We start from the raw sequence: 15165 nt of genomic DNA, 5'->3' as shown, positions 1-15165 counted from the left end.
GCATCCCAGGCTAGTGCCATGACCACTTCAGACCTGGCAGTCGACGCGAGCGGACTGGTGAAGCGCTTCGGTGACTTCACCGCCGTCGGCGGCGTCGATCTGGCCGTCCAGCCCGGCGAGGTCTTCGGCGTCCTGGGACCCAACGGTGCCGGCAAGACCACCACCCTGTCCATGCTCGCGACGCTGCTGCCCATCGACGGCGGGCGGGCCTCCATCTTCGGCGTGGACGTCGCTTCCTCGCCGCACCAGATCCGCCAGCTCGTCGGCGTGACCGGGCAGTACGCCTCGGTGGACGAGAACCTGACCGGCGCGGAGAACCTCTGGCTCTTCGCCCGGTTGCACGGCCGCTCCGCCCGACAGGCGAGGACGCTGGCCGACGACCTGCTCGACCGGTTCGGCCTGACCGAGGCGGCCGGCAAGCAGATCAAGGACTACTCCGGCGGCATGCGCCGCCGCCTGGACCTGGGCGCGTCACTGATCAGCTCTCCCCCGCTGATCTTCCTCGACGAGCCCACCACGGGCCTGGACCCGCGCACCCGCAGCCAGATGTGGGGCACCATCCGCGACCTGGTGGCCCAGGGGTCGACGATCCTGCTGACGACGCAGTACCTCGACGAGGCCGACCAGCTCGCCGATCGAATCGCTGTCATCGATCGAGGCCTGAAGGTCGCCGAGGGCACGCCCTCGGAGCTCAAGACGAGCGTCGGCGAGTCCACCCTGCAGCTGCGGCTCAGCGAGAGGTCGCAGATCGAGGAGGCGGCGCTGCTCGTCAAGCGGGTCACCGGCAGCAGCCCGGTGCTCACGCCTGAGGCCGGTGGTCTCAACGTGCCGCTGCCGGACGCCAACCAGGCCGCCGACGTGCTGATCGCGCTGCGGCAGGCCGGGCTGTCGATCACCACCGCGTCCGTGCAGCAGCCCACCCTCGACGAGGTCTTCCTGGCCCTGACCGGGCACGACACGTCCCAGCCCCATGCCTCCGAGCATGCGTCGGAGCACGAGTCCGAGCACGAGTCCGAGGAGGCCGCCCGATGAGCGCCCTGACCGTCGAACACCGCATCGACGCCGCCAAGCGGCGGCTGACCGTGCGGCCCACCCCGCGCGAGACGATGTCCCAGACCGTGACGATGGCGTGGCGCGCGCTGAAGAAGATGCGCCGCAATCCCGAGCAGTTCTTCGACGTGATCATCCAGCCGTTGCTGTTCACGGCGATGTTCGCCTTCATCTTCGGCGGTGCTCTCGCCGGCGGGGTGAAGGCCTACCTGCCCACGATCATCACCGGCGTGCTGGCCCAGACATCGCTGACGGCCTGCATGGCCACCGGCACCCAGATGCGAGAGGACATGGAGAAGGGCGTCTTCGACCGCTTCCGGTCCCTGCCCATCTCGCGGATCGCGCCGCTGGCCGGTCCGATGCTGGCCGACGTCCTGCGCTACGGCATCGCCGCGACGCTCACCCTCGCCACCGGGTTCGCGATGGGCTACCGGCCCGGTGGCGGCGTCGGCGGCGTCCTCGCGGGCTGGCTGCTGGTGGTCTTCGCCGGCTGGTCGCTGTCGTGGATCTTCGCCTGGCTGGGCACCATCGCCCGCTCGGCGCAGGCCGTACAGGGCATCGGCATGATGATCATGTTCCCGCTGACGTTCCTCTCCAACGCCTTCGTCAGCCAGCGCACGATGCCCGGCTGGCTCGAGCACTTCGTCAACGTCAATCCGGTCACCCTGGTGATCAACGCGATCCGCGACCTGATGAACGAGGGAGCGATGACCGTGAACGTGCTGTGGGCACTTCTCGGCTGCGTCCTCATCGTTGCCGTCTTCGCGCCGCTCGCGATCCGGTCCTACAGCCGCAAGGTGTGAGCTCGAGACAGTGCTCAGCGCGGCTGCGTGAGGAAGGCGAGAGCCTCCTCGCGCAGCCGCTCGCGCGGTACGTCGGCGGCGGCCACCGGTGAGCCGAGGATCGCCAGGAGCCAGTCCGGGTCGAGGCTGGGCAGCATCCGGTTGAAGCTGAAGGCAGCGGCCAGTTCCAGCAGGCGCCGGCCCGCCTGGGCGTCGCCGCCGGTGAGCTCCCAGGACGCGAGCGCGAACAGCACCGAGCCCATGATCGGGTAGTCGAGGAACTCGTCCGCCTCGGTCAGCACCAGGATCGCCTTGCGCAGCAGCTCCTCCCGCGCGGCGCCCGACTCGTCGTGGCGGCCGAGGCGGCACGCGGCGGCGAGCGAGGCGGCCTCGGGGAACAGCACCCAGGGAGCGAAGCTGCCACCGCGGCTGAACTCGGGCAGGTCGATGGCGTTCAACCGGACCACCGCCGCGCGGTACGCCGCCAGCCCCTCCTCGGCATCGCCGCGCGCCAGCAGCAGCTCGGCGCGTCCACACAGGTAGCTGATGGCGCCGCCGCCCAACACCGACTGGACGCGCTCGTTGTCGAGCAGGTCCTCCAGGATGCTCTCGGCCTCGGACAGGTTGCCCTGGGCGATCGCCACGAGGGCGACCGTGGCCAGCGACTGCGCCCAGTCCTCCACCGCACCGAGAGCCGCCATCGCGGGGATCGCGCGCTCCGCATGCTCCCGGGCAGGCTCGCGCTGGCCGCCCTGCAGCATCAGTCCGGCGAGGTGGGCGTCCACCAGAGCCGTCGACCACGGCCCGTCGTCGGGGTCGGAGAGCTGCTGGGCCCGCTTGGCGAGCTCGACGGCGCGGGGCAGGTCACCGGAGTTCTCCAGGTTCAAGCTGGCCCAGATCGCCGCCCACTGGGCTACGTGGCTGTCCTCGGAGTCCACCAACGCGACGAGCGCGTCGAGCTCGCCGCCGGCGGGCGCGTCGCTGAGGGCGAAGAGGCCGAGCATCGCCGCCCGCGTGCGGGCGTCGGCTCCCTCCGTGCCGAGGTCGCGAAGACGCGGCAGCGCCGTCTCGACGCTCTCGACCCCGCCCGGGAAGAACCGCCCGGTCATCAGGATGCTCGTGAGCGCCGTGCGCAGGACGTCCTCGGTGCCGGGCGTGATCGGCGCCCCGGCGAGAAGTGGCAGCGCCGGCAGGGCCAGGTTCAGGGTCTTGAGGTGGCCGCCCTCGACCAACCAGAACCCGCACAGGCAGGCCAGCAGCGTGGCGACGGCGGCGACGTCCTCGTCGGCAACGGCTCGGCGCAGGCTCTCCACGAGGTTGCCCTCCTCGCCGCGCAGCAGGGCCATCGTCTCGACCTGGGCGGGGCTGAACAGCCGTCGGCGGGCGTCCTCGCACAGTGACACCGCCCAATCGCGCAGCCGGGCGTTCGCCTCGAGGTCGTCGCCGGCGTCGACCAGCTGCATGCGGCCGAACTCACGCACCGTCTCCAGCAATCGATAGCGCATGGTCTCACCCTCGGCCACCACGACCAGGGACTGCTCGACCAGCGCGATGAGCACGTCGAGGGCATCATCGCCGTACCCGTCATCGGGGGCGAGGACAGCGCTGGCGCCCTCCAGCGAGAAGCCGTCACGGAACACCGACAGCCGGCGCAGCGCGAACCGCTCGGACTCCGAGAGCAGGTTCCACGACCAGTCGATGACGGCCAGCAGCGTCTGATGCCGCTCGGGTGCGTCCCGGGCGCCCCCACGCAGCAGCGCGAACCGGTTCTCCAGCCGGCGCTCGATCTCGGGGACGCTCATCACCCGCACCTTGGCGGCGGCCAGCTCGACGGCCAGCGGCAGCCCGTCCAGGCGGCTCACCAGCGCGAGCACGCGCTCGGGATCGAGGACGGCTCCGGGGCGCGCGGCCTGAGCGCGCTCGACGAAGAGCGCCGCGGCGTCGGCCGTGCTGAGCTCGGGCAACAGGTAGGTCCGCTCCGCGGCGAGTCCCAGCGGGATGCGGGTGGTGGTGAGCACGGTCAGAGCCGGCGTGCGCGCGACCAGCGCCGAGACCAGGTCGGCGGTGCCCTCCACGACCTGCTCGCAGTTGTCGAGGATGAGCAGCGCCGGGACGGTGCCCACCAGGTCGACGATCCGGCTGATCGGGTCGGCCCTGCTCAACGGCGACGTACGCCGCGAGGCGACCGACTCACGCGCACCGAGCGCGTCGGCGACCTCCACCGCCACGCCGTCGTCACTGGTCACCGAGACCAGCTCGACGAAGTGCACGATCGGTTGCTCGGCGATGCGTCCCATCAGGTGGGCCAGCCGGGTCTTGCCCAGCCCGCCGGCTCCGACGATCGAGACCACCCGGTGGCTGCGCACCAGCGTCGCCAGCGCAGCCACGTCCGCCTCGCGCCCGATCATCTCGTCGACCTCGAAGCGCAGCCCGGCCCGCACGGGCGCGTCCCTGGCGAGCAGCTCGCGGTGCAGATCCTGCAGGCTCGGCGCCGGATCGATGCCGAGGCGGTCGGCGACCCGCTCCCGATAGGCCTCGTAGGCCTCCAGCGCCGGCGCTGTCCCCTGCACCGCGGCGATGGCGCGCAGTCGCGCCTCGACCACCTCCTCGTCCTCGCCGTGGCCCTCGGTCCGAACGAGCTGGTCCAGCAGCGGGAGTGCCTCGGCGTACCTGCCCTCGGCGGCGAGCCGCAGCGCGTCCGGGCGCAGCGACCAGGCGTCCACCTCCGCGGGGGCGAGCGTCAGCCGGTAGCCCTGGGGGGTGCGCTCGATGACCTCGGCCGCTGTGGCCGCCCGGGCGCGCGAGACCACCACCTGCAGCGCCTTGGTCGGGTTCACGGGCGCGTCGTCGGCCCAGACCTCCTCGACCAGCGCGCGCTCACCCAGGCCCCGGCCGCCGGCGTCGACGAGGGCGCGCAGGAGCGCGTGCGTCCGCTCGCCCGGCACCGGGTTGCCGTCCCAGGTGACCTCGTCGAGGACGCGCAGTCGAACCACGGGGCGATCATGCCAGGTCCAGGGGGCACACCCCCGGCTCAGGCGCGCTGCACCGCACCGGTGAGCTCGGCGGCCCGGGCGACCGCCGCGTCGCGGGCGGCAGCCGTCTCCTCGGCGGTGAGCGTCCGGTCCGGGGCACGGAAGCGGAGCGCGAACGCCAGGGACTTCTTGCCCGCGCCCAGCTGCTCGCTGACGTAGACGTCGAAGAGCCGGATCGACTCCAACAGCTCGCCGGCGCCCTCACGGAGCGCCGCCTCGACCGCGGCCACCGTGACGGTGTTGTCCACCAGCAGGGCGACATCCTCCTTCGCCAGCGGCATCGTGGAGAACCTCGGCCCCGGCGTCACGGCCGGGGTGAGAGCGATCAGCCCGTCCAGGTCGAGCGCGACGGCGGCGCTGCGCTCGGGCAGGCCGTAGGCGCGACACACGTTCGGGTGCAGCTCGCCGGCGTACCCGAGAACGGTCTCCCCCGCTGTCACCTTGGCGCAGCGACCCGGGTGCCACGGCATCACGGCCGCGGCCTCGACGGCGATCTCGACCCCGAGCTCCCCGGCGAGCCGGTCGACCACGGCGAGGGCGTCCGGCCAGCCGGCCGGCCGGGCCGGGCCCCACCAACCGGCGCGCTCGTGCTCGCCCGCGAGCACGACGCCGAGCTCGGTCCACTGCACCGGGATGGCAGCGAACAGGGCGTCCAGCTCGGCCTCGGTGGGACGGCGGTCGACGCCGTAGATGGGCGCCGCGCCGGCCTGCGCGGGGATGGCGACGGTCTGGGTCTCGAAGAGCGCGACACCGGCGGCGCCCCGACCGAGGTTGCGGCCGGCGGCCTCGAGCAGGCCCGGCAGCACCGTGGTCGTGTACGCCGGAGCCTCGTTGCTCAGCGGGTTGGCCAGCCCGACGGTGTTGCGTCGCGGGTCGTCGGCCGGAAGGCCGAGCGCGTCCCAGGCCGACTCGCCGACGAACGGGAAGCTGACCACCTCGACCAGGCCGCTTCCGGCCAGCGTACGGCCGATCCGGCGGCGCAACCGCTGGCTGCGGGTCAGACCGCGGCCGGTCGCCCGGCGTGGCAGCACGCTGGGGACCTGGTCGTAGCCGACGACCCGGACGACCTCCTCGACCAGATCGTGCGGCTGGGTGAGGTCCGGTCGCCACGGCGGCGGGGTGGCCGTGGCTCGGTCGCCGGCGACGGAGACCGTGCAGCCCACCGCCTCGAGGTGGGCGATCGTCGTCTCGGCCGGGATCGGCATGCCACTGATCCGTGCCGGCAGGTCGGTCCCGATCTCGATCGGCTCCGGCTGCGGCGGTACGCCGACGACGGTGACGCCGGGCTCGGCGGTCGCGCCGCCGAGCTCGACGAGCAGCTCGACCACGCGGTCCGCAGCGGCCTCGCAGATCGTCGGGTCCACCCCGCGCTCGTTGCGCTTGCCCGCCTCCGAGCTGATCTTGTGACGCTTGCCGGTCCGGAACATCGACACCGCGTCCCAGTGGGCCGCCTCGATCAGCACGTTGGTCGTGGCGGCGGACATCTCGGTGGTCGCACCGCCCATCACCCCGCCGAGCCCGATCACGCCGGAGTCGTCGGTGACGACGAGATCGAGCGCCGAGAGGGTGCGCTCGACGCCGTCGAGCGTCGTCATGCGCTCGCCCTCGGCCGCGCGACGGACCCGGAGCGGTCCCTGCAACCTGTCACGGTCGTAGCCGTGGATGGGTCGACCGGTCTCGAGCATCACGTAGTTGGTCACGTCGACCGCCAACGAGATCGGCCGCATCCCGGCCTGCTCGAGACGACGCGCCATCCATTCGGGAGTCGGCGCGGCGGGGTCGAAGCCGCTGACGGAGCGCGCCACGAAGACAGGGCAACCGATCGCGTCGTCGATGCCCACGGGGTAGCCGTCGTCGTTCGCGGCCGGGGTCTCCCGCAGCGCCGGGTCGCGGTAGGGAGCATCGAAGCCGAGGGCTGCCTCGCGGGCCACGCCGCGCAGGCTCAGCGCGTAGGCACGGTCGGGGTTGATCTCGAACTCGATGACCTCCTCGCCGAAGCCGAGGAAAGCGCGCGCGTCGGTGCCCGGTTCGGGGCCGTCCTCGGGTACGACGACGATGCCGTGGGAGCCGTCGTCGCCGAGGCCGAGCTCGGCCGCCGAGCAGATCATCCCGGCCGAGACGTGACCGTAGGTCTTGCGCGCGGCGATGTGGAAGTCACCGGGCAGCACGCCGCCGGGCAGGATCACCACGACCTTGTCGCCGGGGCCGAAGTTGTGCGCCCCGCAGACGATGCCCTGCGGCTCCCCGGTCCCGTTGGCGTCGCCGACGTCGACGGTGCACCAGTTGATGGTCTTGCCGTTCTTCTGCGGCTCCTTCTCCTGGGTCAGCACGCGGCCGATCACGAGCGGGCCCTCGATGCCGGCACCGGCGGACTCGATCGCCTCGAGCTTGAGCCCGAGTGCGGTGAGCCGGTCGGTCAGCGCCTCGGTGGTGAGGTCGGCGGGCAGGTCGACGTACTCCTTGATCCAGGAGACGGGGGCCTTCATCAGATCTCCGATCCGAAAGCAGTGGTGAAGCGGATGTCGCCCTCGAAGAGCGTGCGCAGGTCCTCCAGGCCGTGCCGGAACATCAGCGTCCGGTCGATGCCCATGCCGAAGGCGAAGCCGGTGAAGCGGTCGGCGTCGATGCCGCAGGCACGCAGCACCCGCGGGTTGACGATGCCGCAACCGCCCCACTCGATCCAGCCCTCGCCCCGGCAGGTGCGGCAGGCCTCGGAGTCGATGCCGCGGCAGACGAAGCAGACCAGGTCGACCTCGGCGGAGGGCTCGGTGAAGGGGAAGTACGACGGTCGGAACCGGGTCGTGATGCCCTCGCCGAACATCTGGCCGGCGAAGTGGTCCAGCGTGCCCTTGAGGTGGGCCATGGTGATGCCCTCGTCGACGGCGAGACCCTCGACCTGGTGGAACATCGGGCTGTGGGTGGCGTCGTACTCGTCGGTGCGGAAGACGCGTCCGGGGCACACCACGTAGATCGGCTCGTCCACGGAGACGCCGCGGGCCAGCATCGTGCGGGCCTGGACCGGGGAGGTGTGGGTGCGCAGGACGATGTGGTTCTCGGCCGGCTCGGTCCAGAACGTGTCCTGCATCGTGCGCGCCGGGTGGTCCGGCCCCAGGTTCAGCGCGTCGAAGTTGAGCCACTCGGCCTCGATCACCGGGCCCTCGGCGACCTCCCAGCCCATCGCCACGAAGATGTCGGCGATCAGCTCGGCGCCGGTGGTGAGCGGGTGTCGTCCACCGGCCGGCAGTCGGTCGGTCGGCAGCGTGACGTCGACCGCCTCCTCGACCAGGATGCGTGCCTCGTGCTCGGCCTCGAGGACCGCCTGTCGCTCCGCCAGCGCCTTGTTGACCGCAGCACGGGCCTGACCGATCCGCTGGCCGGCCTCCTTGCGCGCGGCCGGCGGCAACGCGCCGATCTCGCGGTTCGCGAGCGCCAGCGGGGACCGGTCTCCGACGTGGTCGATGCGGACCTGCTTGAGCTCTTCGAGGTCCTGCGCTGCCGCGATCGCGGCGAGGGCCGCTTCGCGCGCGGCGTCGACCTCCTCGGCCTTCAAGGGAGTGACCTCCACGGGGTCGTAGTCGGTGTTCGGGCCGGACATGGGTGCCTTTCCCAGCAGGTGACGTGCGGGGCAAGTCTAGGAAGGCGAGCGCCGGAGGGCGAATGGGATCCCTGCCGATCGGCGCCCGCGGGGCGGGCGGGGGCGGTGACGAGGTTTGTGACGAGGTCGGTGACGAGGTCGGTGACGAGATCGGTGGCGCATGACGGACTCGGTCGCTCGGGTCGGGTCCGGGGCCGGGGCGACCGGGGTTCGACAGCCCCGAGTGAACCCGGACGGAGGCCCGAGTGAACCCGGACGGAGGCCCGAGTGAACCCGGACGGAGGCCCGACTGAACCCGGACGGAGGCCCGACTGAACCCGGACGGAGGCCCGAGTCGACCTCAGGGTGTGGCGACCTCCCCCGGCCAGTCGATCACGATCCGCGCTCCCCCGCCCGGCGCGTCGGCGATCGTCACGACGCCGCCGTGGGCGCGGGTCAGGCCACCGACGAGGTAGAGGCCGAGGCCGGAGCCGCCGCGCGCGCCGCCCTTCCAGAACTTGGTGAACACACGCTTGCGCAGGTCCTCGGGGATGCCCTCGCCCTCGTCGTCGACGAGCAACCGGACGCCCGTCTCGGTCGGTTCGAGCAGGACCCGTACGACGCCCTCGCCGTGCCGGACGCCGTTCTCGACCAGGTTGGTGACGACCTGGGTGAACTTGTCGGGGTCGGCGAGGATCTCCGGAAGGTGCTCGGGCGCGCTGAGCTCGATGCAGCGCGACGTGCTCGCGCGCACCGAGTCGACCACCCGGCCCACCAGCGTGGCGGCATCGCACGGCCGCGGGTAGAGCTGCAGCCGACCGGTGTCGATCCGGGCCACGTCGAGCAGCTCGGCGATCAGTCGCGACAGGCGGTCGGAGTCGGCGTGGACGGTGGTCAGCATGAGCTTCTTCTGCTCGTCGTTGAGCTTGTCCCAGCGATTGAGCAGCGCCTGCACGAAGCCCTTCACCCCCGTCAGCGGACTGCGCAGCTCGTGCGCGACGGTCGCCACCAGGTCGGAGCGCTCGCGGTCGAGCCGCGCCCGGCCACGCCCGCTGCGCAGCGTGATCGCCAACGACCGGTCCGGCCCGATCCGCGCCGAGACCAGCACCTCGGTGCCGTTCGGGAGCAGCCACGACTGCTCCGGGACGCCGGTGCGCGACCTGAGGCCACCGTACGGCTCGTTGACGTCGACCCAGCTGCAGCCCTCGCCGTCGCGCAGCATCATCGTCTCCGCCAACGGCGCGCCAACGGCGCAGGCGGCATCGACGCCGAGCATCCGGGCCGCCAGCGCTGAGATCAGGGTGACCCGACCGTCCGGAGCGGCCAGCACCACGCCGTCGGGGAGGCTGTCGGCCAGGTCCTGTGCGTCCACCACCTCACCCTAGCCAGCCGCCGCGAGTCGCCGGCCGGCACGCCCGAGCGCGTCAGGCGCGCTGGACCCGCGCGCTGGCGTAGAGGCAGAGCGCGGCGGCGGTCGAGAGGTTGAGGCTCTCCGCCCGACCGAAGATCGGGATGCTGACGACGTGGTCGGCCTCGGCGGCCAGGCCGGCGGGCAGGCCCCACGCCTCGTTCCCGAACAGCCACGCCGAGGGCCGGGCCAGCAGGTCCTCACCGTCGAAGATCGTCGCCTCGCCGCCCATGTCGGCGGCCAGGATCGAGAGGCCGGCCGCGCGCGCCGCTCGGACGGCGACCACCGGGTCGCGCTCGATCACGATCGGCAGGTGGAACGCCGAGCCGACGGAGGCCCGGACGGTCTTGGGGTTGTAGAGGTCGACCGCATCGCCCGCGAGCACCACCGCATCGGCGCCGGCGGCGTCGGCGCAGCGGATGACGGTGCCAGCGTTGCCCGGATCGCGCACGTCGGCGCAGATCGCGACCAGCCGCGGCGCCGCCGGGACACTCGACCCCCCGGAGGTGACGTCTCGAGCCGCGATATGTGACCAATCGACGTCGAGGAACCGGCACACCGCGACCAGACCGGCGGGCGTGACGGAGTCGGAGAGCAGCTCGATCGCTCGCTGCTCGACCAGCGTGACGGCGGCGGCGCCGAGGACCTCGGCGTACTGCTCGGCGGCGGCCGGCGTCGCGAAGATCTCCTCCACCACGCCGGCGCCGAGCGCGCCCTCGACGGCCTTGGGGCCGTCAGCGAGGAAGAGCCGTCGCTCCGCGCGAGCGGAGCGACGGCTCAACTTCCTTGCGTCCTTCACACGAGCGTTGCTCGCGGAAAGCGGGGCCATGAGGCGGCAGGGCCTCAGGCGCTGACCGGGGCGTTGACGTCCTCGGGGAGAGCGTTCTTGGCGGTCTCGACGAGCGCGTTGAACGCGGCCACGTCGTTGACGGCCAGCTCGGCCAGGATCTTGCGGTCGACCTCGACGCCGGCCAGGCCGAGGCCCTGGATGAAGCGGTTGTAGGTCAGGCCCTGCGCACGCGCGGCGGCGTTGATGCGCTGGATCCACAGACGACGGAAGTTGCCCTTGTTCTTGCGGCGGTCGTTGTAGGCGTAGACCAGCGAGTGGGTGACCTGCTCCTTGGCCTTGCGGTAGAGGCGCGAACGCTGACCGCGGTAGCCGGAGGCCCGCTCGAGGGTGACGCGGCGCTTCTTCGCGGCGTTTACTGCGCGCTTGACGCGTGCCATTTCTTACTCCTTGCGTGAAATCTGGTGGGCGGCCTCAACGGCGCGGTGCCCGGGGAAAGATCAGAGACCCAGCAGCTTCTTGGCGCGCGGGACGTCGTTCTTGGCGACCTCGACGGTGCCGGTCATGCGGCGGGTGACCTTGGAGGCCTTCTTCTCCAGGTTGTGGCGCTTGCCAGCCTTCTCGCGAAGGATCTTGCCCGAACCGGTCACGCGGAAGCGCTTGCCGGCACCGGAGTGGCTCTTGTTCTTCGGCATCTCTGCTCTCTCTTTCGTACTGAAAACTCAGGCGTCGATCTCGGGGTCGAGGTTCTCGGAGCGACCCCGCTCCTTCTTCTGCGCGACCGGCCCGGTGTGAGCGGCGCGCTCGGCGCGCTCGGCGGCCTGGTCGGCCTCGCGCTCGGCGGCCTTCTCCTCCTTGGCAGCCTGCTGCTCGACCTTGGCGTCGGCCTTCTTGCGGTTCGGGCCCAGCACCATCACCATGTTGCGGCCGTCCTGCTTGGGCGAGGACTCCACGAAGCCGAGCTCCTGGACGTCCTCGGCCAGCTTCTGCAGCAGCCGGAAGCCCAGCTCGGGGCGGTGCTGCTCGCGGCCGCGGAACATGATGGTGATCTTGACCTTGTCACCGGCCTTGAGGAAGCGGACGACGTGCCCCTTCTTGGTCTCGTAGTCGTGGCTGTCGATCTTCGGACGAAGCTTCATCTCCTTGATGATCACGTTCGTCTGGTTGCGACGCGCCTCACGAGCCTTCTGGGCGTTCTCGTACTTGAACTTCCCGTAGTCCATGAGCTTGCAGACCGGGGGCTTGCCCATCGGGGCGATCTCGACGAGGTCGAGGTCCGCCTCCTGGGCAAGGCGCAGTGCGTCGCCGGTCGGCACGATGCCGACGGTCTCGCCGTTGGGACCAACGAGGCGGACCTCGGGTACGCGGATCCGGTCGTTGATACGAAGCTCGGTGCTGATGTGTCCTCCAGTGATCGTCTGTCCGGAGGCCTCGCGCGTGTTCGGACCATGTGCACACCGGCCCGAGAACGAAAAAGGCTCCCGCTGTTACAAGCGGAAGCCAGTCGCCGCGAGCCCCGTGCAGAGGGCTCGCACCCGAAACAGGTCTCCGGCCTCGTGCCGGGGAACTGCTCCTGGACCGGACCCGACGACCTGGTGGTGCGCTGGTCGATGCGGGTGGGAAACGATGCTGCTGTCTCCGCTTGTGGATCAGCCGACGGTTGTCGACTGATCGGTCAACACGGAAGACTACCCGAGCATTCCCCGGCCGGCCAATTCAGACCGGCGCCACCCACGCGGTCTTCTCCCCCACCCACGTGAGCCGCCAGCCGTGGGCCATCGCCCGCAGATCCTCGCCCTCGATCGCCAGCGTCGTCGGACCGGCCACGTCGACCACCACCGCGGCGGCCCCCTCCTGCAGGGCCGCACGGGCCGCGTCGCGCGCCGGGACCGGGACCGGCCGGGCGTCGGCGCGCCAGGCGGCCATCGTCTCCATGCTGGTGAAGGCCAGCAGCGCCTGCCGCCCGTCGGCGCCGGTGAGCAGCACGGTGGCCATGTCACTGGTCTTGTCGTGGGCGAGCCCCTGGGCGTCGTACTCCACGGCGCCGAGCACCGCGACCACGGGGACCAGCAGGCGGCTCTCGGCGATCGCGGCCAGGGCCTGCGGGTACGCCGCCCGATCGGCTGCGTACGCCGCGAGCGCGTCGCCGACCTGGGCGGCGGCGGCGCCGTCGTCGTCCGGGAAGGCCGGAGCCTGGAGACGACGCTGGTCGGCAGAGGTCGTGTCGTGGTCGTGCACGGCGCCTATTCAACCAGCGGGTGGGAGGATGTCGTCATGGACGACATCGCCTGGGGCGCTCTCGCGCTCGCGCTGACCCTCGTCGCGGGCTGCGTGACCTGGATGCGCGCCAAGCAGGCCGGCCCCGCCGCGGCCGTGCGGTGGGCCGGCATCACGCTGCTGCCGCTGGCGGCGTACTTCACCCACACCCTGCGGCTGATCGGCCGGATCGGGACGGCCGTCAGCGACTGGGCAGTCGGCTTCGTCTGGAACCCGGCCGTGTGGCTCGGCCTGGTGATGGCGGTGATCGGGTTCGTGCTCATCGCCGTCTCGACCCGGATCTCCGGGCGCTCCGGCGGCGACGGGCAGGACCCGACGGCCGGGCGCGCGATCGCGCCGACGGCCTCGCGCACCAAGCGGCGCGGCACGGCGCCGGCCGGTGCCGACCTCGGGCTCGGCGAGGATCTCGGCGACATCCAGGCGATCTTGAAGAAGCACGGCATCTCGTGAGCGCCGCCACCGACGGTCCGGCGGGCGGACCGACCACCGCCGCTGCCCGCAACCGGCTCTGGGGCCGGCTCAACACCGCGGTCGCCACCTACGACGAGCCGCTGGCGACGCCGACGATGGTCGTCGACCTCGACGCCTTCGACGCCAACGCCGCGGACCTGGCGCGACGCGCCGGGGGTACGCCGATCCGGGTGGCGTCGAAGTCCCTGCGCGTGCCTGCGCTGATCTCGCGCGCGCTGGCAGCGCCCGGCTTCCAGGGTGTGCTGGGCTTCACCCTGGCCGAGGCGCTGTGGCTGGTCGAGCAGGGCATCAGCGACGACGTGGTCGTGGCCTATCCGACCGTCGACCGCGCCGCGCTGGAGCGCCTGGTCAGTTCGCCGCACGCCGCCTCCCGGGTCACGCTGATGGTCGACTCCGTCGAGCACCTGGACATGATCGACTCGGTGCGCTCCTCGCTGGCGGTGCCGGTGCGGGTCGCCATCGACGTGGACGCCGGCCTGCAGGTCGCCGGGCGGCACCTCGGACCGAAGCGATCGCCGCTGCTGGCGCCGTCCTCGGTGATCGCGCTGGCGCGCACGATCGTGGCTCGCGACGGCTTCCGACTGGTCGGCGTGATGACCTACGAGGGCCAGGTCGCCGGCCTCGCCGACGAGGTCCCGGGACAGCGCGCCCGCTCCTTCGCCGTACGACGGGTCAAGGCGCTGTCGGTGGGCCAGCTGCAGCAGCGCCGCGCGGAGATCGCGGCCGGCCTGCGCGAGCTGACCGAGCTGGAGTTCTGGAACGCCGGCGGGTCGGGCTCCCTGGAGACCTCGTCGGCCGACCCGACCGTGACCGAGGTGACGGCGGGCTCGGGCCTGCTGGTGCCGGGCCTGTTCGACCACTACCGGGCCTTCGCGCCGCGGCCCTCGGCCTACTTCGCCGTCCCCGTGACGCGCCGGCCGGCGGCCGGCATGGTGACGGTGCACGGCGGCGGGCTGTCCGCCTCCGGCGCCGCAGGTGCGGACCGGCTGCCGGTCCCCTGGGCTCCGGCCGGACTCGCTCTCACGCCGCTCGAGGGCGCCGGTGAGGTCCAGACGCCACTCACCGGCGAGGCGACCGACCGGCTGCGGATCGGCGACCTGGTGTGGTTCCGGCACGCCAAGTCCGGGGAGCTGTTCGAGCACACCCCGACCTGCTACCTGGTCGAGGGCGAGCGGATCGTGGAGGCGGCGCCGACCTACCGGGGTCATGGGCTCGCCTTCTGAGCCCTCCGTCCACGACCTGGTCGCGCGGCTGCTCGCCGAGCCGGCCACGCTCGGATCGGGGCGGCTGCTGTGCCTCGACGGACCGGCGGGGTCGGGCAAGACGACGCTCGCGGCGCGGGTCGCGGCGCTGGGTCCGTTCGGAGGCGGGGCCGCGGCGGTCATCCACCTGGACGACCTGTACGACGGCTGGTCCGGCCTCCCGCGGCTCGGCGAGCAGCTGGCGACCCTGCTCGACCCCCTGGCGCGGGACGAGCCGGGGACCTACCGGCGCTACGACTGGGAGCGCGCTCGCTACGCCGAGACGGTGACGGTCACCCCGGTGCCGCTGCTCGTGCTCGAGGGCGTCGGCAGCGGGCTGGCGGCGTACGCGCCGGTGCGCACGCTGCTGGTCTGGGTGGAGGCGCCGCCGAAGCTCCGACTCGCCCGCTGGCGCGCGCGGGACGGGGCAGCCGCCGAGCCGTTCATCGCCGCCTGGCAGCGGGACGAGGAGGCCCTCTTCGCCAAGGAGGACACCCGTGCGGCCGCCGACCTGGTGTGGGACCCGAGCCGATAGCCTTGCCG

General features: G+C 72.1%; 14 protein-coding genes. 5 read left to right on the top strand and 9 right to left on the bottom strand.

What is annotated here, in order from left to right:
* The first annotated feature begins 18 nt into the window (after nucleotides 1-18).
* Entirely contained in the window at nucleotides 19-1032 is a 1014-nt protein-coding gene (locus P5P86_RS11045) for an ATP-binding cassette domain-containing protein (RefSeq protein ID WP_280607485.1), read from the top strand.
* Complete coding sequence (locus P5P86_RS11040) at nucleotides 1029-1853, top strand: ABC transporter permease (protein ID WP_280607484.1); 825 nt, start codon at nucleotides 1029-1031, stop codon at nucleotides 1851-1853. Before P5P86_RS11045 ends, P5P86_RS11040 begins: the two co-directional genes overlap by 4 nt.
* A gap of 14 nt (nucleotides 1854-1867) precedes the next feature.
* Here P5P86_RS11040 and P5P86_RS11035 read toward each other — a convergent pair whose 3' ends face one another.
* The 9 genes from P5P86_RS11035 to P5P86_RS10995 all read right to left on the bottom strand — a co-directional run bounded on the left by P5P86_RS11035 (nucleotide 1868) and on the right by P5P86_RS10995 (nucleotide 12871).
* Nucleotides 1868-4825 (bottom strand): ATP-binding protein, encoded by a 2958-nt coding sequence (locus P5P86_RS11035; protein WP_280607483.1) that lies wholly within the window; start codon nucleotides 4823-4825, stop codon nucleotides 1868-1870.
* Nucleotides 4826-4863: 38 nt separating this feature from the next.
* Nucleotides 4864-7350 (bottom strand): phenylalanine--tRNA ligase subunit beta, encoded by a 2487-nt coding sequence (pheT, locus tag P5P86_RS11030; protein ID WP_280607482.1) that lies wholly within the window; start codon nucleotides 7348-7350, stop codon nucleotides 4864-4866.
* On the bottom strand, nucleotides 7350-8459 hold the full coding sequence (gene pheS, locus P5P86_RS11025) for a phenylalanine--tRNA ligase subunit alpha (protein WP_280607481.1): 1110 nt from the start codon (nucleotides 8457-8459) through the stop codon (nucleotides 7350-7352). Before pheS ends, pheT begins: the two co-directional genes overlap by 1 nt.
* A 340-nt stretch (nucleotides 8460-8799) precedes the next feature.
* Nucleotides 8800-9810: a sensor histidine kinase gene (locus P5P86_RS11020; RefSeq protein WP_280607480.1), complete on the bottom strand. Its 1011-nt coding sequence runs from the start codon at nucleotides 9808-9810 to the stop codon at nucleotides 8800-8802.
* 52 nt (nucleotides 9811-9862) lie between these two features.
* On the bottom strand, nucleotides 9863-10675 hold the full coding sequence (locus tag P5P86_RS11015) for a TrmH family RNA methyltransferase (protein WP_280607479.1): 813 nt from the start codon (nucleotides 10673-10675) through the stop codon (nucleotides 9863-9865).
* A 14-nt stretch (nucleotides 10676-10689) separates the two neighbouring features.
* Entirely contained in the window at nucleotides 10690-11073 is a 384-nt protein-coding gene (gene rplT / locus P5P86_RS11010) for a 50S ribosomal protein L20 (protein WP_280607478.1), read from the bottom strand.
* 60 nt (nucleotides 11074-11133) lie between these two features.
* Entirely contained in the window at nucleotides 11134-11328 is a 195-nt protein-coding gene (gene rpmI, locus P5P86_RS11005) for a 50S ribosomal protein L35 (RefSeq protein WP_280607477.1), read from the bottom strand.
* A 27-nt stretch (nucleotides 11329-11355) separates the two neighbouring features.
* Nucleotides 11356-12003 carry a translation initiation factor IF-3 gene (gene infC, locus P5P86_RS11000; RefSeq protein ID WP_348537918.1) on the bottom strand — a complete coding sequence of 216 codons (648 nt, stop codon included), beginning with the start codon at nucleotides 12001-12003 and terminating at the stop codon, nucleotides 11356-11358.
* A gap of 346 nt (nucleotides 12004-12349) precedes the next feature.
* Entirely contained in the window at nucleotides 12350-12871 is a 522-nt protein-coding gene (locus P5P86_RS10995) for an SseB family protein (protein ID WP_280607476.1), read from the bottom strand.
* A gap of 36 nt (nucleotides 12872-12907) precedes the next feature.
* On the opposite strand from P5P86_RS10995, the gene P5P86_RS10990 reads away from it, so the two are divergent.
* From P5P86_RS10990 to P5P86_RS10980, 3 genes are read left to right on the top strand one after another with little or no spacing between them, the layout of a single operon-like run.
* A complete protein-coding gene (locus P5P86_RS10990) occupies nucleotides 12908-13360 on the top strand; it encodes a hypothetical protein (RefSeq protein WP_280607475.1) in 453 nt (150 codons plus the stop codon).
* Nucleotides 13357-14604: an amino acid deaminase/aldolase gene (locus tag P5P86_RS10985; RefSeq protein WP_280607474.1), complete on the top strand. Its 1248-nt coding sequence runs from the start codon at nucleotides 13357-13359 to the stop codon at nucleotides 14602-14604. Before P5P86_RS10990 ends, P5P86_RS10985 begins: the two co-directional genes overlap by 4 nt.
* A complete protein-coding gene (locus P5P86_RS10980; protein WP_280607473.1) occupies nucleotides 14588-15157 on the top strand; it encodes a uridine kinase family protein in 570 nt (189 codons plus the stop codon). Before P5P86_RS10985 ends, P5P86_RS10980 begins: the two co-directional genes overlap by 17 nt.
* Nucleotides 15158-15165: the final 8 nt, after the last annotated feature.

Origin of the sequence: Nocardioides sp. BP30 (genome assembly GCF_029873215.1) — a bacterium.
GTDB lineage: Bacteria > Actinomycetota > Actinomycetes > Propionibacteriales > Nocardioidaceae > Nocardioides.
Note: the sequence above shows the minus strand (reverse complement) of the source record. Positions and strands in the feature narration are given on the sequence as shown.

Bases quoted from the DNA above. Each gene is read 5' to 3' on its own strand.
- rpmI (WP_280607477.1), bottom strand. From the start codon at position 11,328: ATGCCGAAGAACAAGAGCCACTCCGGTGCCGGCAAGCGCTTCCGCGTG.
- P5P86_RS10990 (WP_280607475.1), top strand. From the start codon at position 12,908: ATGGACGACATCGCCTGGGGCGCTCTCGCGCTCGCGCTGACCCTCGTC.
- pheS (WP_280607481.1), bottom strand. From the start codon at position 8,459: ATGTCCGGCCCGAACACCGACTACGACCCCGTGGAGGTCACTCCCTTG.
- P5P86_RS10980 (WP_280607473.1), top strand. From the start codon at position 14,588: ATGGGCTCGCCTTCTGAGCCCTCCGTCCACGACCTGGTCGCGCGGCTG.
- pheT (WP_280607482.1), bottom strand. From the start codon at position 7,350: ATGAAGGCCCCCGTCTCCTGGATCAAGGAGTACGTCGACCTGCCCGCC.
- rplT (WP_280607478.1), bottom strand. From the start codon at position 11,073: ATGGCACGCGTCAAGCGCGCAGTAAACGCCGCGAAGAAGCGCCGCGTC.
- P5P86_RS11015 (WP_280607479.1), bottom strand. From the start codon at position 10,675: ATGGCCCCGCTTTCCGCGAGCAACGCTCGTGTGAAGGACGCAAGGAAG.
- P5P86_RS11040 (WP_280607484.1), top strand. From the start codon at position 1,029: ATGAGCGCCCTGACCGTCGAACACCGCATCGACGCCGCCAAGCGGCGG.
- P5P86_RS11045 (WP_280607485.1), top strand. From the start codon at position 19: ATGACCACTTCAGACCTGGCAGTCGACGCGAGCGGACTGGTGAAGCGC.